Here is a 26346-nt window from a genome sequence, read left to right as displayed (position 1 = left end):
TATCCAATTCATTAACCTACATATTTATCTATCGTCGATGTATCCTGCGTATTTTTGTTGCTTATTAATACGCATCTTGCTTTAATAGGACAAGCACTTACATAAATAGTGCAAAGTGTTAATTTATCTGTAGTATCCATTCTATTTGTCGCTATAGAATATTTCTGAACAGAAATAATAAAGCCCGTAATCATACTCATTGTGAATTTTAGGATATCGTCATGATTGTTAAAGCCAAGAACCCACGCACAGTAAAACAGAAAGTTTTTACTGTCGCTGCAAGCTTAAGTCTAATGGCCATTAGTATGCAGCCTGCCTTGGCAGCAATAGAAATCGATGAGACGGACTTCGGACCCTCTTACGAGACGATGGTGGTTGACACTGTGGTGGGTAAGCCTCTACAGTTTGTAAATGCTGTTGCTGGTACTGCCGCTTATCTTGTCAGCCTGCCCTTCTCTCTTATCGGTGGCAACGCAGATCAGGCGCAGCAGAAGCTGTTTGTTGAGCCTTGGAATGCAATGGGACGCTGCTTAGGATGTACTGTTGCCGAAGACAATTATTACAAGTCGCAAGTCACCAATAACAGTGTTGTACGTATTGTTGTCGATCAACCGTCAGAGATTTTGATTAATACCAACGATTATGTAGTAGTGAAACCATAAACGATTGTCTTAAGTTTTTTGCATAATACATATGTACTAAATGCTCAAACTTTATCAATCGACAAAAAAAAGGCTAACTTTGCGTTAGCCTTTTTTGTTGCTTGATTTCAGTCAAATCAAACGATTACGCACCTTTTTTGCTACGACCGTGACGCTTACGCTCACTTTCAGTCAAATAGCGTTTACGAATACGAACCGCTTTTGGTGTTACTTCCACCAATTCATCGTCCTGAATAAATTCAAGCGCTTGCTCAAGAGTAAACTTAATGGCTGGTGTTAGTGTCAACGCTTCATCAGTACCACTAGCACGAACGTTAGTTAACTGTTTAGCAGTGGTAGGGTTAACGGCCATATCGTCGTTACGAGAGTTAAGACCGACAATCATACCTTCATAAACTTCAAGCTGTGGCTCAGCAAATAGCTTACCGCGCTTCTGAAGGTTGAACAATGCAAAGCCTAGGCAAGTACCATTCGCCATAGAAACCAATACACCGTTAGAACGACCACCAACATCACCGATCTTTTGTGGACCGTAATGAGAGAAGCTCGACGTCATGATTCCGCTACCTGATGTCAGTGTTAGGAACTCTGAACGGAAACCAATCAAACCACGAGCTGGCATTGTCGCTTCAATACGCATACGACCTTTACCATCAAGCTCCATGTTGGTCATCTCGCCTTTACGCAAACCAACCTGCTCCATGATAGAACCTTGATGCTCGTCTTCAATATCAAAAACAACATTTTCATAAGGCTCTTGTAGCTTGCCATCTACTTCTTTTACGATAACTTCTGGACCTGATACACCAAGCTCAAAACCTTCACGACGCATGTTTTCAATCAATACAGATAAGTGAAGCTCACCGCGACCTGATACTTTAAATTTATCAGGAGACTCAGTATCTTCTACACGCAATGCCACGTTATGAATCAATTCACGCTCAAGACGCTCACGAATATTACGTGACGTTACGAACTTACCTTCACGACCAGCAAAAGGTGAATTATTTACTTGGAAGTTCATAGATACTGTTGGCTCATCTACCGTTAGTGCTGGTAATGCTTCAACGTTATTAGGATCACAAATAGTGTCTGAGATATGAAGCGCATCAATACCAGTAATACAAATGATATCGCCTGCTTGTGCATCTTCTACTTCGATACGGTCAAGACCATGATAGCCCATAATTTTTAAGATACGGCCATTACGTGTTTTGCCATGCTTATCAATAACAGTAACTTGAGTATTGGTTGTAACTTTACCACGCTGAATACGGCCAATACCGATCACACCAACGAAGCTATTGTAATCAAGACTTGAGATTTGCATACGGAATGGTGCGTCTGCATCAACTTGTGGCGGCTGTACAACATCAACGATTGTTTTGAAAAGTGGCGTCATGTCGTCAGCCAAATTATCAGCTTCTAGACCTGCAACGCCGTTCAATGCTGAAGCATAAACAACCGGGAAATCCAACTGTTCATCAGTCGCACCTAGGTTGTCAAACAAATCAAAAATTTGATCCATTACCCAATCAGGGCGTGAACCAGGACGGTCAATTTTGTTAATAACAACAATCGGCTTTAGACCTTGCTCAAATGCTTTTTGCGTTACAAAACGAGTCTGAGGCATTGGGCCATCAACAGCATCAACAACTAGAAGTACGCAGTCAACCATTGACATAACACGCTCAACTTCACCACCGAAATCGGCGTGACCTGGGGTATCTACAATGTTAATACGATATTCTGTATCTTCTGTGTGATCCGTCCATCGGATGGCTGTATTTTTAGCCAAAATAGTAATACCACGTTCTTGCTCAATATCACCTGAATCCATTGCACGTTCAGCAATGTTTGCGCGGTCGCCAAAAGTACCAGATTGATGTAATAACTTATCAACCAAAGTCGTCTTACCGTGGTCAACGTGGGCAATAATTGCAATGTTACGCAGGTGTTTGATATCGTTCGCCATATAAAATGCTCGTTTTGTCTTAAAAAAGTGCAGTAGCAGTAAGCGCCGCTGGATAAACTTTTATCATAAATCAGACAGATATTGAATACTTTCTTTTATTAAACCTTATGTTAAAAGAGGTTCATAAAATAATTTCAATATAATCATATATCTATGCTGATAAATTCATCATACAGATAGCTATGCTAATGTACATTCTGTCAATTTACAGAATGTTTCGGCAGCTAGTATAACATTATTGCTTCACAAATTTATGTAATAACTCACTTTTCTCTAGTCATAAACAAAAAAAAGCCACCCGATGGGTAGCTTTTTTTGTAATTAAATATTTATTAATATAACCAATTAACGGTTACTTATTGAACAACCATATCTTTAGTTTGTTCAACAGTCATTGTTTTGTCACCAGTGATGATGGCATAAACACGACGGTTCATAGCGCGACCTTCTTCAGTGTCGTTTGGCGCGATTGGGTTGTCATAACCATAACCAACTGTTGACAGACGGTTTGGAGCGATACCGAATTCATTAGTTAGCATAGATTTAACCGCAACAGCACGAGCTTCAGATAGGCGTTGGTTATAACGTGCTGAAGGACCAGTCTTAGAAGCATGGCCTTCGATGCGTGCTACAGAGTTAGGATACTCGCGCATCTTCTCAGCTACTTTAGCGATCTCTGGCTTGTATTGGTTTTTGATAGCTGATTTGTCGTTATCAAAGAATACACGTAGTTCCATTTTCAGCTCATCAGTAATATCTACTGGTACTGGGCAACCAACTTCATCAACAACCACATTCATCGGAGTGCCTGGGCACTGATCGATGCTATCAGGTACGCCATCGCCGTCAGAATCAAGATCAGACTCAACTACTACTACTGGAGTAGGTGCAATTGTTGGCTCTTCCATTGGTGGTACAGCTACTGTAGGTGCTAAATGGCCACCAAGTACAACTTCTAGACCGGCCAAAGCCATGCCTTCCCACCAGTTGTTATCAAAGTTGTGAATCGCACGAGCTTCACCACGTAGGCTTAATGCATCATTGATACGATACATAGCACCTAGACCTAGGTTACCGATAGTGTCTTTAGAGCTTGATACTTCAGTACCAGCATTAACAGTACCACCAGCAGGGATACCCGCTACTTCTGAGTCAGCAACATAAGTTTCTTGGTTTTCTACTTTAATCTTAGATTGACCAGCACCAACTAGTACGTATGGTTTGAACGCACTATCAGTGTATCCAGTGAATTCTTCAGTTCCGATTAAGAAGTTACCAGAAAGCATGGTTTGTTCTACGTCAAAACGGTTGATACCTGCTTGTGCAGAATCTTCAGAAGCTTCACCATTAGCGTTAGATACGCCATATTCTACTTGAAACTGAGTAGAAGGAGTAAGCTCGATACCTAGTGCAGCACCAGTGTATAGGCTGCTTTCTTTAGCAACGCCACCGTTGTTGTTACCACGAGTACCATCACCAATTACATCGCCATTAGCGTTTTCATATAGGTTTTTACCAGTACGCAAGATTTCACGTTGCTTATCAGCTGTATCACTGAAATCTTCAGTGAAGTGGTAACCTAATAATAGTGGGCTGATAGTAACGCCAGCATTAGCTGCTAAAGGGGCAGCTGTTACGGCAACCAGAGCTAGAGCAATTTTATTCAATTTCATGGACTTCCTCCAAAGGATAATTTTAGTGATGCGTTAAGCAAAACCGATTTTCAAGACGCTCTAAAGTAGACATCTTTACGCATTTCAAGTTACAAAGCAAAACCAATTACGAAGTAGCTTAGCGATTATCAATTCAGTTTACAACTTTTTTCGTTAACCAGCTACACATTATTACACGATAATGTTGTAACTAAAACACAATAAGCAGCTGAAGTTACCTAGAACTAACACACCTTACGCTTTTTATCTTTTGTATGTCAGTTCACAATAGATAGTGAACATAACAGTATCTATTGTCTGAGCGTATTTTAATACAGTTAGTAATTTTTCTCTATTATTAAAATCCTTTGTTCACTAATTGAAACATTTTTTGACAGTAGACATATATTCTGTTTATATTACAATAGTCAACATAATTTCATATTCACTTTGATTAGTAATTATTTGAGCTCATAAATCCTTACCTTTTAAGTTCTGAATTTTTAGTGAGTTTCTTCAAATAGTTAGCAAAACAAGGTGAGATAAATCAGGTTATTTATTATAAACAGTCAAACCTTATGACATTACTCTTTAAAGAATCGTTACGTTATAAAAATTTCTCTACAGGTATCTTGTTTAGGTACACTTTAATTAAGAATAGATTGATTCTTACTCCATTCTCCTCTTGCAGCAGCAAATCTTGTATTGCCCCTACACGCAAAACTACATTTGCCGAAAATGCCACAGTAGATACAATCATCCTTAGAGATAAAGTCACACAGGGTTTTACATTGGTTGAACTTATTATTACGGTAGCGATATTGGCGATTATCTTGGCTATCGCAGCGCCCAGTGTTCAAACAAAATTGGCAAGCATAGAAGCCTTACGTATCAAAAATCAGGTAGAAACCTCGCTCGCTATAGCGAAATCTGAGAGTTATATCAGAAAGGAAAACGTGCTTGTCTGTTTGTCTAATGATGGAGAGCACTGCCAAAGAGATGATGACAAAATGCTTTTGGTATTTATAGATAAAAGTGACAGTAAGAATTACGATGCCCAAGTAGATTTATTAATCACTCAGCAATCCTTAAATCCTAAATACAGTAAGCTAAGCTTACGAGTGGGAAATAGGCGTCATTACACTAAGTTTTGGGGTGATAGTGGGACGCCTCGAGGTCATTTCGGTCATATTAAGTATTGTCCAACTGCTGCTTACAATAAAGCAATGTACCTCATTTCTTTTAACCAAGCAGGCATCGTTAAACAAAAACTTGACGAAAACCATCCCACTCAATGTGATGAATAGTAAGACGGACAAGACGTGTTTTTAGTCTCTTTCGTGCATGGCACTTTTCATCATAATAACCGCTTGCTCAAGACCTACAAATATCGCATCTGCAATAAGCGCGTGTCCAATATTTAACTCGTAAATACCATCAATTTGCGCGATAGCGTTGACATTATCACGTGTCAGACCATGACCTGCATTAATAAGCAATTTGGGCCTAAGACGTTGTGCGCTAGCGACAGCTTGTTGAATCCGTTTTAGCTCAGCAGCTTGTATTTCCACATTACCGGTCAAACCAGCTTCAGCATAAGCGCCTGTATGCAACTCGATGGCATCTGCTCCACAATCAATGGCAGCTGCAATTTGAGTTTCATCTGGGTCAATGAATAAAGAAACCTGAATGCCTACAGCTTGCAGCTTTTTAATATAGTCTGTTAGCCAAGTTATTTGCCCTGAGACATCGAGACCGCCTTCTGTGGTCAGCTCTGCCCGTTTCTCAGGTACTAGGCATACCCAAAATGGTTCGACCTTACAGGCAATGGCTAGCATCTCAGTAGTAGCTGCCATTTCTAGATTCATTCTAGTTGTCAACTGCTCTGCTATTTCATAGACATCTGAATCTTGTATATGACGTCGGTCTTCACGCAAGTGTATGGTGATACCATCCGCCCCCGCCTTTTCACACAACAAGGCCGCCTCCAAAGGACTGGGATAACTTACACCACGCGCTTGACGCAATGTCGCCACATGGTCAATGTTTACCCCTAGCAACGGTTTCTTTGAGGCGTTTGCTGATAAAGGTGATGAGGAGATGGTCATAAGAAATCCTTTTAATAACCAGACCCAATTGACTGGTAAATGATCGTAAACAGCTGATATTTTATATGGTTGTTACTTTAACCATAATAGTCTTAAAATAATGAAATATTCATTGGTAACGTTGCTGTTGTTGCCACAATAAGCGACTGTGCAGCGGTTGATAATCAAGTAAATGATCAATCAGATGACGATGTATTTTCGACCAATGATTCAGAGTGTTGTCAGTAATGCCTAACTGTGACATTGCCATAATATCACTACCCATAAAAACACTTTGTCCAGTCGCGCTTTCTAGGTGTTCAGACTGTATATTATTTTGTGAAATAGCTACCAAACCTACATCTGGCAAAAAACGATAGGAAACGTCAGGCTCAATAGCATCTTGGACACTATCATGTGTCAGTGCCAAGCTGAAACCTAGCTCGCTGAACAAGTACTGCTCAAACTTGCGCAAGCACAAACGCAATTCGTCAGCACTCAAAGGCTGCCTAAGTTGCTGTAGACTGTTTTGATAATGTTGCCATAGTAGTGGCATTGGGTCTTCAGTAGGCAATAGCCGCCACAGTATTTCATTTAAATACAATGCCGAGTATTGATGTTGGCCAGTGATGTTTTCGTAAGGTAGTGCGTTTATAGCCGCAGCGTCATTGTCTTTTTCTATAGCGGGTTGAGCCGAGTGTTGCGATGCGATACCAATTTGACTGAACGTTTTTAAGTCACGTTTGCCCGTAGCAAAGAGCTGTAACGGCATAAATAATGGTGCGCCTTTTTTTCCAACACCATGTATTAGACCATGTTGTTGGGAAAACAAATAATATAAAGCGCGCTTTTCTTGATAAGGACGCTGATGTAATAAATAACCGACTAACGCTTCATTACGCATTTCTTATTACCTCAGCATCTAGCCCTGCGAATATCGATACGAGTGTCAACAGGCTATTCCCCAATCGCTACTCTAAGCTATCAATACCCTAAACTGGTCAATGCACGTTCGTCATCAGACCAACCGCGTTTCACTTTTACCCACAGTGTTAGCATGATTTTTTTGTCAAAAAGTTGTTCCATGTCTTTACGAGCATCCATACCGACTTGTTTGATACGTTGACCTTTATCGCCGATAACAATGGCTTTTTGACCACTACGCTCGACATAAATAGTCGCATCAATAAAGGTACATGCTTTACGCGGACGACCAGTCTTTGGATCAATATGCGCAGGCTCATCTTTAAAAGCATCAATTTGTACAGTTAGATCATACGGTACTTCATCACCCGCACTACGCATGATTTTTTCGCGGATAATTTCACTTGCCAAGAAGCGTTCTGAGCGATCGGTAATTTGCTCTGTATCATAGATAGGATCAGCGATTGGTAGATGAGAAGCGATCACTTCTTGCAACCGATCTAAGTTCTGATTTTTTAGAGCCGATACTGGTACGATATCAGCAAAATCGAAACTGTCATTAAAGGTCTCTATAAGTGGCAATACACTGCCTTTGTCCTTTAAAGTATCTGACTTATTAATGACCAGTACCACGGTCAAATCTGTATTGCCAAGCTTTTGCAAGGTCAATAAATCATCATCACGCCATTGGTCTGAGTCAACAACGAACAGCACCAAGTCTACATCTACCAAGGCAGACACAGCGGCTTTATTCATACGTTCATTGATAGCACGCACTTCATTACGGTGAATACCTGGCGTATCCACAAACACAGCTTGCATTTCATGATTGGACAAAATCCCGTGAATGCGGTGGCGAGTTGTTTGCGGTTTGCGTGAAGTGATAGACAGCTTTTGACCCAATAAGTGATTCATTAGAGTCGACTTACCAACGTTTGGACGTCCAACAATGGCAACATAGCCTGCTTTGAAGTTATCAGCAATACGACTCTGACGGCTAGGAGCGAAAAACTCTTCAATTGCCATGTCGTTTTCTAATGCGGCATCCTCTAAATGATGGGCTTCATCATTCGTTATACCAGTATTGTCTTGGTTTGAAGTCATGTCTGTATTTTCGGTCATATCGTTGGCACTATCTTCATTGTTTGATGGCAAATCAGTATGATTGTGCATGAATTAATCCTATAAGGTTTATAACCAGCCAAATGACGCTTGATAATATATTGGTTATATCAGCACTAAACAGGCAAAACCATCATTAGCTGGCGAGTATTTGAGTTTTAAAGCAAGTAAGGTTTTAAATAAATAAGTGGTTGCTAAAATAAAGAACACTTGAAAAATTTTCACAACGTTGTATTGATACTTGCAGCGAACTTTATATCAACTATGAGCGTTTCTTGGCGGAACTTGGCAGTTTATGTAACTGATTGATCATAAGCTCTGCAGCTTTTTGCTCAGCAATACGGCGGCTTTCGCCTGATTCAGTGATATCGGAGCAGTTATGAATATTGACATGACAACGCACAATAAAAATTTGATTCGGTGCATTGCCACGCGTTTCCATAAGCTCATAGGTTGGCAAATCGAATTGCTTAGATTGTAACCACTCCTGCAACCGACTCTTGGCATCTTTTAACGCTTTTTGATCATTGACGCTATCAATCAAATCGCCATACCATGAAAGAACACAGTGACGAGTAATATCCATATCTTGGCTGTCTAGGTAAATAGCACCAATCAAAGATTCTACTGCGTCAGCCAAAATAGAAGCACGATTTCGACCACCACCTTTACGCTCACCTACCCCTAATATAAGGTGGTTAGACAGTTCTAAATTTTGGGCAATGATAACCAGTGATTCTTGGCGTACCAAAGTCGCACGCATACGAGTCAGCCGCCCTTCGTTTTGACCAGGATAACGATGGTATAGCGCTTCTCCAACGATCATTCCTAAAAGTGCGTCGCCCAAAAACTCTAAGCGCTCATAATTTTTTTTGCTATCAAACGATCGATGCGTCAATGCAAGTTTTGGCAGACTCAAATCGTTAAAAACATAGCCCAACTTGCGCGTTAATACCGCTAACCGTTGAATAAATTCTGAGCTAACAACAAGCGTGTCGACAGACGTGCTATTTTTCTGGGGAATAGGAACCGCTTGGGAATGTTGCGAAGTTGGTTTCATGCGTGACTTATGGTTATCCCTTCTGTTTTACTGGTTGAATAAGTAATGGTATATGATGATTGGGTTTATAAAGAACATTCAAATGTTATTAAAAAGAATTAAAAGTGGTTTAACAACTGCTTAAATTATTTTGCAGTTGTCATATCAATATCACCTTCGAAACGATTGAGAATATCAATATTGCCAAAAAAATTGTTGGTTACTGCATATTGTTTACGAATAGCCAATTGACCTGTCTTCTTATTAGTGAAGATAAAAACATCTTCTGCTTTTGTATCATAATCGGCATTGATAGATAACTGTTTATCAACACGTTCCACAAACTGTTTGGCCGTCTCATTATTGCTATTTGCTTCTTTGAGCTGCGAGCTTAACGTTTTGGTAAATTGATAATCGCCAACTTGCGCGGGTATGATGGCAATCATCAATTTAATCGCCACGCCCAAAAAGATAATCATTAAAACGATACCAGTCACACCAGCACCGCGCTGCGTGGCCAACCCAGATAATTGCTGCATTACCGTATTCCTCTACTGGTCAATAACTATTTTTAGTAGATATCTTTTTTCAAAAGACACCCAAATGCTAACCATCATTATTTGTTAAATAGTCACAATATTAGCATAAAACTATTATTGGTAAATCAACCAATAAAGACTCTTGCAGTCTTAATTAATAGCACCGTTGCGTTCAAAGGTAGGTAGATTCAATCCTGGTGGTTTATGCATCCAAATATAAACCGCCTTACCTGCTAAATTCTCATCAGGGACAAAGCCCCAAAATCGACCATCAGCACTTCTATCACGATTGTCACCCATAACAAAGTAGTGACCTTCTGGAACAGTAATACGCCATTCCGTACCTTCTGAACTAACAACCTCTGGTGCTTGCTGCTGCAAAAATGGTGCATACTGAGCACTATTCATACCAGTCAAATAACGAACGAGGTGCGTGTTGTCGCCTTGCGTCTCTTGAAGGTACCGCGCGTTCTCTTCTTCTTGTTGACCCATCGCAGCTGCGCTTTCTTCTGTAAGCACTTCATTTGGCCCAACTTGTCCTGGCAAATAAAGCTGTGAAGTCAACTCAGTACTTGCCACAAAATCTAGTGGTGTCGTATCGACTGGTACGTCATTGATAGCCAGTATGCCTTGATTATAGCTGACGGTATCGCCTGGCAAACCAATGACACGCTTAATATAATAAATGCTGGGATTTTCAGGATAACGGAATACGGCTACGTCACCATGTTCAGGTTCGCCTGTATCCAATACTTTGTTGTAAGACAGTGGTAGTCTGACTCCATAAGCATATTTATTAACAGCAATAAAATCGCCTGTATATAGTGTTGGCACCATCGAAGAGGAAGGGATGTTAAAAGGCTCGATCAAAAAAGAGCGCACTATCAAGACCACGGCCAGTACGGGGAAAAAATCATAAGCCCAGCGTACCAGTAAACTTTCCTTACCAGGCCCACGTGTTTTGCGTTGTTTGAGCGCCAGCTTATCCAATAGCCAAACAATACCCAAGCCTATAGTCAACGGCACTAAAATCAAATTAAAATCAAAATCCATACCAAATTGCCTATTAACGAGCCGCTTATCTCATTGTATTGATGATAAAACTGGCTACATTTGACGTATTATGTGCAAAAACTGAATAAAGTTGACGCTAGTTTTAACTATCCGCTTTTAGCACCGCTAAGAAGGCCTCTTGCGGGATTTCTACATTCCCCACTTGCTTCATACGTTTCTTACCTGCTTTTTGCTTAGACAGCAGCTTTTTCTTACGTGAGACATCGCCACCATAACACTTAGCTAATACGTCTTTGCGCATGGCTTTGACCGTACTACGGCCAATAATCTGGCTACCGATCGCAGCCTGAATGGCCACGTCAAACATCTGACGCGGAATCAATTCTTTCATCTTGATCACCAATTGATTGCCACGGAAACGGGCTTGGTCTTGATGCACAATCATCGCTAGTGCATCTACTTTATCACCATTGATTAGCACGTCCACCTTGACCAGTCTATCCACTTGATAACGCTCAAAGCTATAATCCAATGACGCAAATCCGCGCGAGACAGACTTTAGACGGTCAAAGAAATCCATGACCACCTCACCCATCGGAATATCAAAAACCAGCTGAACTTGCTTACCCATAAAGCGCATATCGACTTGCACACCGCGACGCTCTATACACAAAGTCATGACGTTACCCAAGTAATCTTGCGGTACCAAAATCTGGCAGCGAGCAATCGGCTCACGAAACTCTTCGATATTGTTAGGCTCAGGCAATCTTGATGGATTATCAATGTGAATCACATCACCATTTTTCTTTTCAATCTCATAAATAACCGACGGTGCAGTAGTGATTAAATCCAAGTCATATTCGCGCTCTAGGCGCTCTTGGATAATCTCCATATGTAGCATACCTAAAAAGCCACAGCGAAAACCAAAGCCCAATGCGTCAGAGGTATCCGGCTCAAAAAATAATGACGCATCATTAATTTGTAACTTTTGTAGGGCTTCGCGGAATTTTTCAAAATCATTAGAATCGACTGGAAACATACCAGCGTACACTTGCGGGGTAATCTGTTTGAAACCAGGGATACGATCAACATCAGGTGTCTTAGAATGAGTAATCGTATCGCCGACTGGTGCGCCAGCAATGTCTTTAATACCGGCAATAATGAAACCTACTTCACCCGCCTCTAGAATACCCGTGTCTAAAGGTTTAGGAGTAAACACACCGATAGAGCTGACTGGATGCGCCTCTTTAGTCGATTTGATATAAATCTTATCGCCTTTTCTAACGGTACCTTGACGCACACGTACCAGAGAAACCACACCCAAATAACTGTCAAACCAAGAATCAATGATAAGTGCTTGCAAGGGCGCTTCACGATCGCCTGTTGGTGGTGGAATGAATTCGACCAACGCCTCTAATAGCTTATCAACGCCCAGACCTGACTTGGCAGATACTCTCGGCGCGTCTACTGCATCAATACCGATAATGTCTTCAATTTCTTGAATCACGCGTTCAGGTTCAACTTGCGGTAAGTCTATTTTATTCAACACCGCCATGACCTCTAGACCTTGATCAACAGCAGTATAGCAGTTAGCCACGGACTGAGCTTCTACCCCTTGCGCCGCATCAACGACCAAAAGCGCACCTTCACAAGCGGCTAATGAGCGCGACACTTCATAAGAAAAATCAACGTGTCCTGGGGTATCAATGAAGTTGAGCTGATAACGCTCACCATTAGGATGGTCATAAAATAACGTGACCGACTGCGCTTTGATAGTGATACCGCGCTCACGCTCAATATCCATGGAGTCAAGTACTTGCGCCTGCATCTCGCGATCTTGCAAGGCACCGCACATTTGAATAAAACGATCGGCAAGCGTCGATTTGCCGTGATCAATGTGGGCAATGATTGAGAAGTTACGAATATTGGCTAATGCAGTCACAAAGCGCCTACTAAATTAAGGGTGATAGAAAAATAAAACCAACGGGTATTCTAGCAGTTTTCCACTATAAAGTAAGGCGATTTTATTAGGAGAGATGTGATTAACAAATGAAGTGATAAGCTAAAAACGGTAAAGATAGAAAGCGAAGTACTTAATAAAGCTTCGTGAATTTCTAATACTTTACCGCTGAGTCACAAATTGAGATAAATAGACTAATGAGGCGTCTTAGTTTCAGAGAGCTCTACAGAGCTATCCCCCTTTTGATGTAGGTATTTATACATCCAAGGCGAACGACCATAGAATGCCCCATTTAACTGTGTTTGCTCTATCAAATACTCGCGAAATCGCAGATAAAACTCATTATCTGGACTACGGGGCTGTTTCCAAAAATCATTGAGTGACTTTTGATCAATCAATTTAGGTGTATCGTAAATCGCGCGGCCCATAATTTTGGTGGGTTTTTTGTGGTAGACCGACTGTAGACCTGTCGTACTGTTGATAGTTACCATACCAATACTATGCTTCATCAGAGTTGGCAAGTGCATGTCACAACCGTAAAAAACACGATGTGCGACTTGATAGCGCTCAGACAAACTAGAAACCAATTCGCGATAGTCTCGGTGACCGCGATCTAAGGGATGATGCTTAAATACCAATAGCTGTTTTTCATCAGCATAATCTGCAAAACTTGCGATAGACTCATCGATAAACTGCACCACATCACGATAATCACTGTGATGCGTAATCTGCGAGTCATTATGCACTTGTAAGCTAATCAGAAAATAATTATCACTGTCTTGATTGGTTAGCCTATTTTGCAACTGTTTATCAGGCAAATACCCACGCAATTTGCGCCATGGTGCTTTTAACCAAGCGATGGCTTCTTGCCATGCGGTCATACCGCGATAGTGTGAATAATGGGGATAACGGCTTTTATATATCCAAGCGATAATGTAATAGACAATGGCGGCAATACTCAATCGATAAAAACGATTGTGCGTATAAATAGGATGGTCATTGGCTTTTTTGAGTGCTTTGATATCGGCCGTATTCAAACGTGAATAGCCATTGATACCGTATTCTTGCAGGGTAATATAATCAGGACGCAAGTACCCTTCTTCAAACACAAAAAAAGAGATGCCCAACTGCTCACTGATACAACCAGCTTGAGTGTGATGCGGTCGGCAATCACCAAAGCATACAATCGCATCAATGCCATGCTTTTTAATAAAAGCATGCAACCAAGTAGAAAATTGCGCTAATGTGTCGGTGTATTCATACGTATTGGGATGATGGTAGAAAAACGCATCACCAGCATTAAAGTTAATTTTACTAACTTTAATATCCTGAGTTTGCAAAAATGCTGAGAAGCGGTTAAAGAATCCGCCCATTTTTCCTTGTAGCAGCAAAACGTGTCGATGAGTAAGTAAATGAGACATCGAAGCTGCCATAGAATTGAATTACCTTTAGCTAAAAGACAAAAAATGAAAACAAAAATAGTAATCAATTGCATGAATACATACAATTGACAAGTGGTTGATTATACCGAAAATTTCCATGCTTGTCGCAATGGATTTACGTTGCTAGTTTCGAGCGAACTAACGAGACAGTTTACGCAGCTTTTGTTGCCATCGATGACGCTGCTGCATAAAACGCGTGGCAGCGCGACGTTTAAAACGTGTAGGCAAAGTTAATACCACTGAAGTCAAAGTGTGATTTGAACTCTCTTGGTTGCTAGATACTCCAATTTGAGATTCTGCCTTATGAGTGTTTTTCAGCGGATATAAATAGTCAATCACTTGCTCTACTTGCGCAAGCCCGTACCCGTTAGGCAATCGATATAGTGGGTAGCAAATCAACGCACAATGTAGCAATTGCTCAAGCGTCAACGCAGTCTCCCGTTTGCGCCTTTCTAGATATTCAGCTTTTGGTGATAGCTGCGTATCAATGTCCGTCGTCAAACTCCAACCTGCATAAAAAGGTAAACCATAACAAGTCACGTTTAGACCACGCAGCAATGCCTCAAAGCCAGTTAATGAACTGATAGTATGAATGTCATCGACATATTCTAAACAGTCAGGCATGGCCGTATCGTAGGCGACTGCTTGTACCTGATGTAAGCAGGATTCTAACACCTTACCGGCTCTTAGCCCCGCTTCAACATCGGGGTGTGGCTTATAAATCAAATAAGCATCAGGGTTATCTTGGCGCACACGCTCAATCAAACCACTGTTGGTTTTGATGTTTGAACCACAATACTGTACGGACAAATCGTCTTCTACTTGACCGATGATAAGAATACGAGGTTTTCCAGACAGCTTCGCTTCTTGCATCCAAAAAGTCTTTTGACCATCGGTATTATCTACATTGGTACCAACATTGTATTTGCTGACGCGCTGCGTCAACAGTTTGGCTTGAAGTTTTTGTACACGTACATTCTGAGCTGCGCTCAATGGTCTACATTGACGCAATAACGTTTCTAAATCTGAAGACTGCGTAGCATCGTAATAAATGCCCTGCTTGTCTATGACAACGGACAATGGTGCCAATAACGTAGCGCCCAAACCATTGGAGCGGATAAACCCATCTTCCATACAGTAGATAGATGGCGTGTCTGAGTGCGACTGAGCCAACTTGTTTTGTCGTTGTTTTTGTACTTGTTGGCGTTTGGCCAAACCCCATACAAGTAGTGGTTGCTGATAATTAACCCGAAAATGATCAGGGTGCAATAAGTTTTTTAAACGTGGCTTTGGTTTGATAAACAATGTCGTGCGAGGTAGATTAACAAACGCTTTAACGAAGGGGAGTTTCCAACGACTGAATTCAAATACGGTCAAACTACCCTCAAGGCGTACTTGCCAGTAACGATTGGCGACCAACCACTCAATTGCCGTCTCAATATCGCAAGCTTGTCTCGTCGCTGGATCAACATAATGACTATAATCTATGTAGGCACTGTAGAATAATGTTTCTAACGTTGCATTGACTTTATTGTCAGAGGATAAAGGAAACAGCGCCAAGTTTGTACTTTTGCTATTCTTTAATACAGTGGCTGCCAGTGCTTGCCGGCGTTGCTCGACGATTTTTAGCAAACGTTTGGGAGCCCCACTATCATCTGTCAGCCCCCAGCCACTATACCAATTAACCCCAAAGCAGTGAACCGTTTTCCCTAGCATCAATGCTTCAAAACCCATATGTGAGCTGACGGTATAGACATGATCTACTTGCGTTAACAACTCAATAGGATTGAGCGCTTGATTTAATAATCGGACGTTTTTTGGCAGGTTTAAAGAGGTAAGGTATCCTGATGTTGCTGCAGGGTGAGCCTTGATCCAAATGTTAGCATTGGGGTGATTGCGACAGGCGGCTTTTAACATCCGTCTAAACTGACCCTTGTTTGCACCAGCGCCCTGAATAGAGGCGTCACCCGCAACTTGATCAATCAATAAGACATGGGTTTTTAAAATATTTTTTGAGGCATCGGCATTACCTGCCCCAGCCAGCGTATCTAATGAAGGACAGTCAATTACGGCATTATATTTACTAAGTTTTTCGTCACAGATACGCTTCATTAATCGCTGAGCATATTTGTTATCTAACACCCGTGTCTCAGGCTTAGTATCACCCTTAGTACGTGCAATGATCAATTGTTCAAGACGTGAACGCTGTGTCAAATCGAAGTAAATACCGATATCATCAACGACTACGCTTAACCCGTGACGGCTGCTTATTCCTGAATCTAATGAGCGCAAAAAGCCGTCTTCGATACTCAAGGTCGTAAGCTTTTGACGCGCGGCCACTTTATTAGCTCTTTGATAGCTTTTTTTCTGGCCCCAACCAATAAAAGCGTCGGGTTGCTGTTTCGATAAATCACCAGTTCGATAAGGTAGACTCGATTTTAGACCTTGTTGTAAACGCGACCACGGATACCAGCGCTGGATATCTGCTTGTAGAGCTTGGGATAATAGCGCATTGTTATGACGCATGCCTTTACCAATGACTGCCAGACGTTTCGGTATTTGCGGCTCGGTTAATGGCAAAAGTGACGCATCTTCAGAGGCAGATATGACTGCTACCTTACCCTTCTTATCTGCGACACTTTTTACCATTTTTACCACCTTTGTTCATTATGTTTACTTTAACCAATAACTCTGTGGTTGATTATCATAGATCTAAGACAACTTTTGCGGCAATTGCTAACTGATAAACAATCTGTGATAAACCACGAGTAATTTCTACACGCTTGGTTTTGACTTTTGGTAGAACCATAATCTCATCACCTTGCTGTATACGGTAAGCAGTATTGACCACCTCACTAGCACCATTTTGGTGAATGATTAGGATCTCTTTAGTGTCTGCATTATCCGAGAAGCCGCCAGAATTGGCAACATAATCACCAACGGTATAATCTGGATTGAAGGTAAGCGCGCCTTGTGCTCGTACTTGGCCATTTACCGTAACCACTGAGGTTTGCGCCGGTATCTCAATAACATCGCCTTGCTGCAGAATAATGTCCTGCCATGAGTTTGGTACGACGACAATCTGCCCATCAGTCTGTACATTACGAGCTTTTGCCACAAACTGTTTGACCAAATTCGCATCATCTTGACGAAGTGCAGCCTCTTCACGAGTCGTTGACTGGCTTGCAAGAGTTAACTCTTCTAAGCGATCAAGCGACTCATTAATCATGCGTTTTTGTTGCTCAGCAACCGATTCGCGATAAATCGTCAAATGAGTCAACCTTGCTAAAGGACTTGGTTGCAATTGTGGCACAATGTCTTTAAGACGCGCGCCATATGGAACAACCATCGCACCATTACCAGTATGGGCGCCCTTTACTTGTACAGCGATCGTACCAGCATAGCGATCTGAGGTAACTACCATTTGATCGCCATTATAGACAGGAACGTTTTGTGCCTCAACCAGTGAGTAATACTCTGCCGTTTGAGCACGCCCTGCACTACGAGTAATGCTAACGTTAGTGGCATTTGCTTCTGGATTGGCAACTTGTAACACATCACCGATGGTTAAATCGTTTACATCAAATTCAAAGGTATATTCGTTCTGGACTTGACCGCTTACCTCAAACGTTTTCTTTTGCGGCGCAACGGTAATCACATCACCATCGCGGAAGGAGAATGCCTGCAACTTACCTGCCAGTAAAAAATCGTACAGATTGACTTGCTGTAACATCTGACCATTACGCTTGATCTGGATATCAATATAACTACCACGAGTTGGGTCAACACCGCCGGCTCTATCTAAATATGACAATACTGAATCCGCTGCAAGACCGCCATAATAGCCAGGCTGTTTGACAAAACCTGTAACGAACACTTTAACTGGCTGCGCTTGCTCTAATGAAGCATATACACCAACGTTTGAGCGATAAATGCGACTGACAGCATTTTTGACTACATTTTGTAGACTGCCATTTTGCACACCAGAAATACGTACTGGACCAACATTAGGTAAGAAAATATTGCCTTGTGGGTCAACAGTCATGGTCGCGGCGTATTGGTAAGCACCCCACATCCGTACTTGAACATTATCGCCAGGATTAATCACATAACTGTCATTAAAAGTAGAACCAGATGTCGTTGAAAACGCGCCACGAAACAGCTGCTCACCAAACATTAAGTCTTGAGTATTAATATCTTGATAAGGTCGTGTAGTATTGATAACCGACTGACTTGGCAAACTTGCTGCATTAACGGCTTCTTGCGTTGTGGCTTGCCCTGGCACACCGCCAGCAAACGCTTGTGTTGAGACGTTAATATTATTGCGATTTTGATCCTGACTCATATTGTTATTGCTAGTACCGAATCCCGATCCCGATATTTGATCGGCATAACTCGTGGCTGCCATGACTGACATGCTCGTCGTTGCCATTGCCAAACTTATCATCATCACGATAGCACGTGGTTTCATATTCATGCGTTGTATTCCTTTGCTGATCTATCGATCATTACTGATATCTGGTTGAAAACTAGCTGCGATGATCACGAACAACCGCCATTACCAAGCGTACAAATCCATAAAGCATCAAAAGCAAAGCTAACGATGTCCAAATAATGTAAGCGCGACGTGGATAAGTTGCTTCTTCAGCCTCATAAGGGGTTGAGATGACAATCAAGTTTTTCATTTTCTTGAAAGCTTCTAAGCGCGCTTTTTCGAGTGATGATAAAGATAACTTATACAACTCGGTCGCGAAATCAACATCGGCTTTGATAGTCTCAAACTGTACAGCTTGACGATTTAACTTAGTCGTATTTGGTGATGTTAGTTTGGTTTGTTCTTGAGCAATTTGCTCCTCAACGGCCTTTATTTGACTTCTTAGTGAAACCACTTGCGGTGCATCTGGGTTCAAATAACTGAGGAGCTGTCGCTCTTCAGTACGTAATGAGCTAAGCTGAGCTTGCAGACTGCCGATTAGCTGATTAACGATCTGAGCGTTGGATTGCGGATCATAAATTTCATTTTCATTTTGGTATCTTAACAGCTGTTCTTTAGCCTCATTTAGACGATCTTGCGACTCATCCAATTGGGTCTCAGCGAATACCAACTGATCGCGCGCAACCTCTTGCGAAATACGGTTTACGAACTGCTCAGACTCATTCAGAATCGTTTTATTAAGCTCAAAAGCATATTTTGAATCAAAAGCCTCTGTCGATACTGAGAGCACATAGCTCTGTTCATCTAAATTGATGTGGACACGTTTTTTAAAATATTCTAGTAGCTCTTCTTGCGTGGCATTAGGATCGATCTCATTGATCGGATCCGAACCATCTACATGATAAGCTTCGCGAAACTTAAACTTATTATCAAGTCGCTTCACCATATCATTGGATAGAATATATTCTGTCAGATAGGTCGCGTCTTCTTTGCTCGTACTGTTGACACCTAATAAAGCTGATAGCCCGCCGCCAGAGGGCACACTAGTATCACTCACCTGCTTAACGACAACATCAGCAGTTGATATAAAACGCGGATGTGCAAGCGTCATGACATAAAATATCACAAGCACCCAAGGAAGTATCACCAAGCCGATAAACAGCGAGAAGTTGATTATGTTATTTTTTCGCTTTGTGGACATGCTCTTCATATATCTCAATCGCTTCTGTTGTATCGTCAAAGACGTGTGCTGTTTGATCCATTAGTACAATACCAATGTCACAGTTGCGCTTAATATCGCCGATGTTGTGCGATACTATTAAAAATCCTGCTTGCGCACGGCGCGCAGCCAAAATCTCTTCACTACGCTTACGAAAAGCGGCATCACCAACCGCGCCCGCTTCATCAAGCATATAGTAATCAAAATCAAAGGCCAAACTTAAACCAAAGGTTAGGCGTGCTTTCATCCCGGACGAATAGCTTTTCACTGGCATATCAAAATAATTACCAATATCTGCAAACTCTTCGACAAAACGAATTTTTTCGTCAATATAAGGGCCACTTGAATATAAACGACAGACAAAACGTACGTTTTGACGACCCGTTAGGCTACCCTGAAAACCTCCAGCTACCCCTACTGGCCACGAAATCGTAGAATTAGTAATAATTTCGCCATGATCGGGCTTATCTAGTCCGCAAATAATGCGTAACAAGGTTGATTTACCTGCACCATTTCGCCCTAGCAAACCCACACTTTGTTTGTCACCAATGGTCAGGTTTAAATCTTTAAAGAGATAATGTCGACCTTTTTTGGTCATAAATGACTTAGACACATTTTTGACTTCAATCATTTGCTTGCCTTAAGTTAAAACTGGTATCACACCTAACAATTTATTTAGAACGTATTAAATCTCTTTCTACTGCTTTATACATTAGAAGACCCAAGAAATTTACTGCAACCGTCCATTTTAGAAAATAAGTCATATCAATATGGTAGGCTGGGTAATTCGGGGCAAGAGCATGACGTATTAACTCAATATTATGAATAAAAGGATTGTATAACAGATAACTGAAATAAGGCTCAGGAACAATATGAATAGAATACATAATTCCAGAAACGAAATACAAAATAGTAAAAATTAAAGTAATGATCTTACTAATCTCACCGCCATAGTAACCTACGACCATCATGATCATAGCTAAACCAAAACCAAATAAAAACAAAGTTATCCAACAAAACAGCACTATATGCAATTGTGCGAAACTAATCGGGATGCCAATAAAAGCTAGCATAACTAATAGCAGTACGAAGGTAAAAAAATAGATTACCAATTCTAAAAATGATCGTGCAATAATTACATCGATATGACGTACTGAACGATACATCAAAAGTCCTTGATTAGCTTCTACTGCTCCCAATGATCGCGTTGCTATCGTACTCATCATACGGAAAGGAACTAAGCCTGCTACCAGAAACAACATGTAGTCCATTCCTGGCAAAACTCGGGACATAATAGCCCCAAATATCACCAAATAGATAATGACCTGAAAAAGAACTTCTAGCGGTGCCCACAAATAACCCAGTCGATAACCACCAAAGCGCGTTTGCAGCTCACGCATCAATAACGCGTGGAATGCCGCACCCATGACTTTAAGGCCACTGCGATGCTTGATAGGACGATAAGGGGGTAATTGTACAGACATAACGTTACAGGGCTTTACCGAAAACAGTCCCTATGATAAGTAAGCGGGACATAAGTTACAACAATTAATCTGTGTCTACACAGATATACCTGTGATTGAGCAAGAAACCAGTAGGGATTAAGTATAGATTCTGCTGAAATATTAAAAGAGCTTGAATATTATATACAATTTTCAAACCTTTATTTGAGCCAAAAAAAAACCAATCACGAAGGATTGGCTTTTTAAATACTACAGTCTTGCTATAAATGGTGGCGATGAAGAGACTTGAACTCTTGACCTCACGATTATGAGTCATGCGCTCTAACCAGCTGAGCTACATCGCCATTTTAGGCTCGGTATTATGCCGATACAGGCATTGGTCGTCAACCCCTATTTGGCAATTTTTGCAAAAAATATGAATATTTCTTCAAATTAATGCAAATATTACTACCACGAACGATAAAAAAGTTTGGTAAACCGATAAGCCGGGTTCTGTCGTGGACAATCATTCCTCTAGGCGTATCATCGCTAATACGCTCAAGCAACCTACCCGCATCGAACGCGGGCCGCGCCATACCGATGCCTATTTGGTCTTGCTACGCGTGGAGTTTACCATGCCGTGAACTGTTGCCAGCCACGCGGTGCGCTCTTACCGCACCCTTTCACCCTTACCGATGATATCTAGGATACCAAAGGCGGTCTACTCTCTGCTGCACTGGTCGTCAAGTTACCCTGCCCAGCCGTTAGCTGGCACGCTGCCCTATGTAGCCCGGACTTTCCTCCCCTGCATGTCTGTTGCCAGTGTGCAGCGGCGATTGCCTAGTCTACCAAGCGCGATAGTATAGCAAACCTGATAGTTGGCTGGGAACCTCTTTTTGGTTTATTTTTACCTATAAGCATAAACCCTTTTAAATAAAATCGTTTGGTAAAGATAAATGATAAGCCTCTGACAGTCTTTTAGTATTAGCCAAGGATTCATTGTCTAAATAGGGTATTTGTAGCCAATGGGTGGCTGGATAATGCTGTTTGAGATGCTGTTGTAAAAACTCAACGGTACTGTTTGCTATTTCGGCATCCGTATTCGCACTGCTATCATGGATGTGATTATAGATGATAGTGTGAACCTTTAAACCACGCGATGTGATGGCTTCCAGACTCAGCAAAGTATGATTGATACTACCCAAGCGGCCGGAAGTGACCAAAACAATAGGATAGCCTTGAGCGGCAACATAATCTAAGGTTAGCAACTGCTCCGTTATTGGTACCAATAACCCACCTGCGCCTTCTAACAGCACCACGTCATAGTCTGCTTGCAAGCAGCGCGTTGCATTAGTAATCATGTCAGGATTAAGCGTTTGCCCTGCAAGTCTTGCAGATAAATGCGGTGATGCAGGCTTCTCATATCGATAAGGACAAGTGGTGAAATCAAGGTCACACGGCTGTAGCGGCATGCGCATCAACTGACGATGGGTAATAATATCGTCGGCAATGCCTATATCGCCGCTATAAGCATCCACTGCTACGCCCGTTTGTACGAGCTTTTGGGTAATAACATTAACCCCTTGCTGCATGAGCGCTTTGGCCAGCATCCCAGTTGCATAGGTTTTGCCAATGTCGGTATCGATACCAGAAACAAATAAAACACTCATCATTGACCTTGCTTTGTTAAATAAGTGCGCACCACTTTTGCCAACGCTTGGCATAAATGAATAAGCTCATCATCAGTGATCACGTAAGGCGGCATAATGTAAACCAGTTTGCCAAAAGGTCTGACCCAAATACCATTATCAATCAGTAAAGACTGAAAAAGTGGCATATCAACAGCCTTATGCAATTCAATAACGGCGACCGCACCAAGACAGCGAACATCTTTCACACCAGTCAAAGTCGCAGTAGAAGCAAGTTGCTCTGTCATTATGGCTTGCATATTGGCCGTGCGCGCTTCGATGTCATAAGACAATATCAAGTCAATTGACGCACACGCGACGGCACAGGCCAGCGGATTGCCCATAAAAGTAGGTCCATGCATAAGCGCTGGATAATCACTATGATGAATCGTATCCGCAATCTTGCGAGTACATAAGGTTGCAGCAAAGGTCATGTAGCCGCCCGTCAACGCTTTGCCAATCGTCATAATGTCAGGACTGATATCGGCGTGCTCACAAGCAAAGAGCTTGCCGCTACGACCAAAACCCGTCGCAATCTCGTCCGCAATCAATAGCACCTCATGCTCATCACACAGCTGACGCAACAGCTGCAAATATTCAGGGCTGTAGAAGCGCATTCCACCTGCACCTTGAATGATTGGCTCAATAATAAAGCCAGCAAGCTGCGAGCCATACTCTACAAAGAACTGAGAAAGCGCAGCGCAATCTTCTCCTGTCAAAGGACGTTCAAACCCTAATGGCGGTGCAAAGACAAAATGTTGCATCGGTAATTGCTTACCATACAAGCTGTGCATACCGTTAACTGGATCGCAAACACTCATGGCATGCCACGTATCACCATAGTAGCCTGAATGCGTAGAGGCAAACTGCTGCTTAGAGGGACAATTGGCGGCGATTTGATATTGCAAAGCCATTTTTAGCGCCACTTCCACTGCTATACTGCCACTGTCCGCATAAAATATCGCATCAAGTCCAGCAGGCACAATCGAGAGCAGTTTTTTGCCTAAATCTATCGCTGGTTGATGGGTCAAACCCCCAAACATCACATGTGCCATCTTGTTTAACTGTGCAACGATAGCTGCATTCAGTTGTGGATGATTATAGCCATGCACACTTGCCCACCATGACGACATACCATCGATAAGACGGGTGCCATCTTGCGTGACAATATAGATGCCATCAGCGTGGTCAACAACGATATTAGGATACGTTGGCGGCAGGCTGGCATACGGATGCCAGAGGTGTTGTTGATCAAAATCGCTCGTTGACTGAAGTACATCTGTCGTCATGGTTTTATCCCTAAAACATTTTTTATGCTAACTGTTATCCATCTTCTTTCAATAATTTATTGACCAGTAATACGCTTATACTTGGCCAACAAATCATTTTCGGTTTCGACATGGTTTGGATCATGAGGAATACAGTCCACAGGGCAAATCACCACGCATTGTGGCTCATCGAAATGACCCACACATTCGGTACACAAATCAGGGTTAATGACATAAATATCATCCCCTTCTGAAATTGCCTCATTCGGGCAAGCAGGCTCGCAGACGTCACAATTGATGCATTCATCAGTGATTAATAGCGCCATAAACCGCTCCTTTTTAATTTGCTCAAATCATTTGTCATATAGTTGATGCTAAATAAAGTAGGTACAAGAGATTATAACGCGTGACTGGAATAAATTTTTCTCGCTTGCTGTTCGCAAGCGTGACAGAGGCTTCGAAAAATTTATTCCAGCCCTGCTATCTCTCTTTTGTACTGAATTCTCTATAGTAAAGTCCATCAGCGCATATTCTATCTACTTAGTAATTAAATCTATTTAAGATTCAACTTTTCAATAAAGGCTTGCGAGACACAGGGCGGGACAAACTTATTCACATCACCGCCAAGCTTGGCAATTTCACGAATCATGGTCGATGAGATAAAGGAGTAGTTTTGAGAAGGCGTTAAAAAGACAGCTTCAAAATTTTCATCAAGCTCACGATTCATATTAGCCAGCTGAAATTCATACTCAAAATCTGACATGGCACGTAATCCACGCAAGACGGCCGTGGCGTTTTTTTCACGCATAAAATCAACGAGCAGCCCTTCAAAGCCAATCACTGATACTTGCGGCAAATCCGCAAATACGGTTTTGACTAAGGCAACCCGCTCCTCAAAATTAAACAAAGGCTTTTTGTGATGACCTGAGGCGACGGCTATCACAACCTCATCAAACAACTTAGTTGCGCGTGTGACCAAATCCACATGACCATTGGTAATAGGGTCAAAAGTACCAGGGTACAAAATCTTGGTGTGTAGCTTTGAAGACTTGGAGGAATGAGAAGAAGTAGGAAGGCTCATAGCATGGCTAATAGGGTCGGTAATATTGGACTATATGCTAGCAAATTTTGCTCAAACTTAATACTTATCTGCTACATTTGTCCTAACAGCTGACTTACAATTTCACCAGAGGCTTTGCTACAATACTTGGTTCGACTCATCCGTCTTACCAGTCAAAGGTAAGACAATCCTAATGGTAGGGTTTAGATGAGGAATTAGTGGGACTAGTCAGATAAGAACGCTGTTTTCTAGCCCGTTCTTATGGAGAAATTATGTCAAAAAAATCAAAAAAACCGGACAATCAGATTTGTGCCAATAAAAAGGCGCGTCATGAGTACTTTATTGAAGAGGCATTTGAGGCCGGTCTGGCGCTACAAGGCTGGGAAGTCAAAGCGATTCGTGCTGGTAAAATGACCATCACGGAAGCTTATGTTATCTTCCGCAACAACGAAGCTTTCTTATTTGGTGCGCATATTCAGCCGCTGTTATCCAGTTCAACGCATGTCAGCCCAGACAGTATTCGTACGCGTAAGCTATTGCTTAATCGCCGTGAAATTGAAAAGCTATTTGGTGCAGTCAATCAAAAAGGTTATGCCTGCGTGCCTTTGTCTTGCTATTGGAAAAACTCACTGGTGAAATGCCAGATCGGATTGGCTCTGGGTAAGAAACAGCATGACAAACGTAAAACACTAAAAGACCGTGATTGGGAACGTGATAAGCAGCGCGGCTTTAAACAGCATTTAGATTAAAAGTCGTTTTACTTTAATCTAACGCAAAAAAGACGATTTAACATTGAGTTAGATCGTCCTTTTTTATTA

At 41.8% G+C, this 26346-nt stretch carries 22 protein-coding genes, 1 tRNA gene and 1 other RNA gene; 3 read left to right on the top strand and 21 right to left on the bottom strand.

Annotation, left to right across the window (positions count from 1 at the left end; all coding sequences use genetic code 11):
- Positions 1 to 221: 221 nt before the first annotated feature.
- Positions 222 to 662, top strand: a complete 441-nt coding sequence (locus tag ACT3TH_RS06845) for a hypothetical protein (protein WP_444755092.1) — start codon at positions 222 to 224, stop codon at positions 660 to 662.
- A gap of 124 nt (positions 663 to 786) precedes the next feature.
- Here ACT3TH_RS06845 and typA read toward each other — a convergent pair whose 3' ends face one another.
- A complete protein-coding gene (typA, locus tag ACT3TH_RS06840; RefSeq protein WP_444755091.1) occupies positions 787 to 2637 on the bottom strand; it encodes a translational GTPase TypA in 1851 nt (616 codons plus the stop codon).
- Between the two features lie 356 nt (positions 2638 to 2993).
- Entirely contained in the window at positions 2994 to 4310 is a 1317-nt protein-coding gene (locus ACT3TH_RS06835) for an OmpA family protein (RefSeq protein ID WP_444755090.1), read from the bottom strand.
- A 557-nt stretch (positions 4311 to 4867) separates the two neighbouring features.
- Here ACT3TH_RS06835 and ACT3TH_RS06830 point away from each other — a divergent pair.
- Positions 4868 to 5596: a prepilin-type N-terminal cleavage/methylation domain-containing protein gene (locus tag ACT3TH_RS06830; RefSeq protein ID WP_444755089.1), complete on the top strand. Its 729-nt coding sequence runs from the start codon at positions 4868 to 4870 to the stop codon at positions 5594 to 5596.
- Positions 5597 to 5617: 21 nt separating this feature from the next.
- Here the strand turns inward: ACT3TH_RS06830 and pdxJ are convergent, their stop codons facing one another.
- From pdxJ to coaD, 19 genes are all read right to left on the bottom strand, one after another.
- Positions 5618 to 6397: a pyridoxine 5'-phosphate synthase gene (pdxJ, locus tag ACT3TH_RS06825; protein WP_444755088.1), complete on the bottom strand. Its 780-nt coding sequence runs from the start codon at positions 6395 to 6397 to the stop codon at positions 5618 to 5620.
- A 109-nt stretch (positions 6398 to 6506) separates the two neighbouring features.
- Positions 6507 to 7280, bottom strand: coding sequence for a DNA repair protein RecO (gene recO / locus ACT3TH_RS06820; protein WP_444755087.1), 774 nt, complete (start codon positions 7278 to 7280; stop codon positions 6507 to 6509).
- 80 nt (positions 7281 to 7360) lie between these two features.
- Complete coding sequence (gene era / locus ACT3TH_RS06815) at positions 7361 to 8326, bottom strand: GTPase Era (RefSeq protein WP_444755125.1); 966 nt, start codon at positions 8324 to 8326, stop codon at positions 7361 to 7363.
- Positions 8327 to 8684: 358 nt separating this feature from the next.
- Positions 8685 to 9482, bottom strand: coding sequence for a ribonuclease III (rnc, locus tag ACT3TH_RS06810; protein ID WP_444755086.1), 798 nt, complete (start codon positions 9480 to 9482; stop codon positions 8685 to 8687).
- A 125-nt stretch (positions 9483 to 9607) separates the two neighbouring features.
- Positions 9608 to 10000 (bottom strand): DUF4845 domain-containing protein, encoded by a 393-nt coding sequence (locus tag ACT3TH_RS06805; RefSeq protein ID WP_444755085.1) that lies wholly within the window; start codon positions 9998 to 10000, stop codon positions 9608 to 9610.
- 150 nt (positions 10001 to 10150) lie between these two features.
- Positions 10151 to 11053, bottom strand: a complete 903-nt coding sequence (gene lepB, locus ACT3TH_RS06800) for a signal peptidase I (RefSeq protein ID WP_444755084.1) — start codon at positions 11051 to 11053, stop codon at positions 10151 to 10153.
- A 103-nt stretch (positions 11054 to 11156) separates the two neighbouring features.
- The gene (gene lepA, locus ACT3TH_RS06795; RefSeq protein WP_444755083.1) at positions 11157 to 12956 is read right to left on the bottom strand and encodes a translation elongation factor 4; all 1800 of its coding nucleotides are present in this window, start codon (positions 12954 to 12956) and stop codon (positions 11157 to 11159) included.
- Between the two features lie 212 nt (positions 12957 to 13168).
- Positions 13169 to 14407, bottom strand: a complete 1239-nt coding sequence (locus ACT3TH_RS06790) for a capsule biosynthesis protein (protein ID WP_444755082.1) — start codon at positions 14405 to 14407, stop codon at positions 13169 to 13171.
- Positions 14408 to 14554: 147 nt separating this feature from the next.
- The gene (locus ACT3TH_RS06785; protein ID WP_444755081.1) at positions 14555 to 17065 is read right to left on the bottom strand and encodes a capsular polysaccharide biosynthesis protein; all 2511 of its coding nucleotides are present in this window, start codon (positions 17063 to 17065) and stop codon (positions 14555 to 14557) included.
- Positions 17066 to 17120: 55 nt separating this feature from the next.
- Positions 17121 to 18893: a polysaccharide biosynthesis/export family protein gene (locus ACT3TH_RS06780; RefSeq protein ID WP_444755080.1), complete on the bottom strand. Its 1773-nt coding sequence runs from the start codon at positions 18891 to 18893 to the stop codon at positions 17121 to 17123.
- Positions 18894 to 18945: 52 nt separating this feature from the next.
- The gene (locus ACT3TH_RS06775) at positions 18946 to 20052 is read right to left on the bottom strand and encodes a capsule biosynthesis protein (protein WP_444755079.1); all 1107 of its coding nucleotides are present in this window, start codon (positions 20050 to 20052) and stop codon (positions 18946 to 18948) included.
- On the bottom strand, positions 20030 to 20701 hold the full coding sequence (locus tag ACT3TH_RS06770) for an ABC transporter ATP-binding protein (RefSeq protein ID WP_444755078.1): 672 nt from the start codon (positions 20699 to 20701) through the stop codon (positions 20030 to 20032). The genes ACT3TH_RS06775 and ACT3TH_RS06770 overlap by 23 nt, the downstream gene beginning before the upstream one ends.
- A 40-nt stretch (positions 20702 to 20741) precedes the next feature.
- Complete coding sequence (locus tag ACT3TH_RS06765) at positions 20742 to 21554, bottom strand: ABC transporter permease (RefSeq protein ID WP_444755077.1); 813 nt, start codon at positions 21552 to 21554, stop codon at positions 20742 to 20744.
- Between the two features lie 246 nt (positions 21555 to 21800).
- Positions 21801 to 21877 (bottom strand) — tRNA-Met (locus tag ACT3TH_RS06760).
- A 121-nt stretch (positions 21878 to 21998) separates the two neighbouring features.
- Positions 21999 to 22364, bottom strand: an RNA gene (rnpB, locus tag ACT3TH_RS06755) — RNase P RNA component class A.
- A 77-nt stretch (positions 22365 to 22441) separates the two neighbouring features.
- Positions 22442 to 23182, bottom strand: a complete 741-nt coding sequence (gene bioD, locus ACT3TH_RS06750; RefSeq protein ID WP_444755076.1) for a dethiobiotin synthase — start codon at positions 23180 to 23182, stop codon at positions 22442 to 22444.
- Positions 23182 to 24489, bottom strand: a complete 1308-nt coding sequence (gene bioA, locus ACT3TH_RS06745) for an adenosylmethionine--8-amino-7-oxononanoate transaminase (RefSeq protein ID WP_444755075.1) — start codon at positions 24487 to 24489, stop codon at positions 23182 to 23184. Before bioA ends, bioD begins: the two co-directional genes overlap by 1 nt.
- Before the next feature lie 56 nt (positions 24490 to 24545).
- Positions 24546 to 24794 carry a YfhL family 4Fe-4S dicluster ferredoxin gene (locus ACT3TH_RS06740; protein WP_087042101.1) on the bottom strand — a complete coding sequence of 83 codons (249 nt, stop codon included), beginning with the start codon at positions 24792 to 24794 and terminating at the stop codon, positions 24546 to 24548.
- Positions 24795 to 25021: 227 nt separating this feature from the next.
- A complete protein-coding gene (gene coaD, locus ACT3TH_RS06735) occupies positions 25022 to 25549 on the bottom strand; it encodes a pantetheine-phosphate adenylyltransferase (protein ID WP_444755074.1) in 528 nt (175 codons plus the stop codon).
- Between the two features lie 251 nt (positions 25550 to 25800).
- Between coaD and smpB the strand changes: the two genes are divergently transcribed.
- Positions 25801 to 26277 (top strand): SsrA-binding protein SmpB, encoded by a 477-nt coding sequence (gene smpB / locus ACT3TH_RS06730; RefSeq protein ID WP_444755073.1) that lies wholly within the window; start codon positions 25801 to 25803, stop codon positions 26275 to 26277.
- Positions 26278 to 26346 lie beyond the last annotated feature (69 nt).

The sequence above is a fragment of the Psychrobacter sp. AOP22-C1-C5 genome, from assembly GCF_052378885.1.
GTDB lineage: Bacteria > Pseudomonadota > Gammaproteobacteria > Pseudomonadales > Moraxellaceae > Psychrobacter.
This window is presented reverse-complemented; position numbering and strand designations above follow the sequence as displayed.

Coding starts and splice junctions, on each gene's coding strand:
- ACT3TH_RS06765 (WP_444755077.1), bottom strand. CDS start 21,554: ATGTCTGTACAATTACCCCCTTATCGTCCTATCAAGCATCGCAGTGGC.
- ACT3TH_RS06845 (WP_444755092.1), top strand. CDS start 222: ATGATTGTTAAAGCCAAGAACCCACGCACAGTAAAACAGAAAGTTTTT.
- lepB (WP_444755084.1), bottom strand. CDS start 11,053: ATGGATTTTGATTTTAATTTGATTTTAGTGCCGTTGACTATAGGCTTG.
- ACT3TH_RS06805 (WP_444755085.1), bottom strand. CDS start 10,000: ATGCAGCAATTATCTGGGTTGGCCACGCAGCGCGGTGCTGGTGTGACT.
- era (WP_444755125.1), bottom strand. CDS start 8,326: ATGGCAATTGAAGAGTTTTTCGCTCCTAGCCGTCAGAGTCGTATTGCT.
- ACT3TH_RS06775 (WP_444755079.1), bottom strand. CDS start 20,052: ATGTCCACAAAGCGAAAAAATAACATAATCAACTTCTCGCTGTTTATC.
- ACT3TH_RS06785 (WP_444755081.1), bottom strand. CDS start 17,065: ATGGTAAAAAGTGTCGCAGATAAGAAGGGTAAGGTAGCAGTCATATCT.
- smpB (WP_444755073.1), top strand. CDS start 25,801: ATGTCAAAAAAATCAAAAAAACCGGACAATCAGATTTGTGCCAATAAA.
- typA (WP_444755091.1), bottom strand. CDS start 2,637: ATGGCGAACGATATCAAACACCTGCGTAACATTGCAATTATTGCCCAC.
- rnc (WP_444755086.1), bottom strand. CDS start 9,482: ATGAAACCAACTTCGCAACATTCCCAAGCGGTTCCTATTCCCCAGAAA.
- bioD (WP_444755076.1), bottom strand. CDS start 23,182: ATGAGTGTTTTATTTGTTTCTGGTATCGATACCGACATTGGCAAAACC.
- ACT3TH_RS06790 (WP_444755082.1), bottom strand. CDS start 14,407: ATGGCAGCTTCGATGTCTCATTTACTTACTCATCGACACGTTTTGCTG.
- ACT3TH_RS06780 (WP_444755080.1), bottom strand. CDS start 18,893: ATGAATATGAAACCACGTGCTATCGTGATGATGATAAGTTTGGCAATG.
- ACT3TH_RS06830 (WP_444755089.1), top strand. CDS start 4,868: ATGACATTACTCTTTAAAGAATCGTTACGTTATAAAAATTTCTCTACA.
- coaD (WP_444755074.1), bottom strand. CDS start 25,549: ATGAGCCTTCCTACTTCTTCTCATTCCTCCAAGTCTTCAAAGCTACAC.
- bioA (WP_444755075.1), bottom strand. CDS start 24,489: ATGACGACAGATGTACTTCAGTCAACGAGCGATTTTGATCAACAACAC.
- ACT3TH_RS06740 (WP_087042101.1), bottom strand. CDS start 24,794: ATGGCGCTATTAATCACTGATGAATGCATCAATTGTGACGTCTGCGAG.
- recO (WP_444755087.1), bottom strand. CDS start 7,280: ATGCGTAATGAAGCGTTAGTCGGTTATTTATTACATCAGCGTCCTTAT.
- pdxJ (WP_444755088.1), bottom strand. CDS start 6,397: ATGACCATCTCCTCATCACCTTTATCAGCAAACGCCTCAAAGAAACCG.
- ACT3TH_RS06835 (WP_444755090.1), bottom strand. CDS start 4,310: ATGAAATTGAATAAAATTGCTCTAGCTCTGGTTGCCGTAACAGCTGCC.
- ACT3TH_RS06770 (WP_444755078.1), bottom strand. CDS start 20,701: ATGATTGAAGTCAAAAATGTGTCTAAGTCATTTATGACCAAAAAAGGT.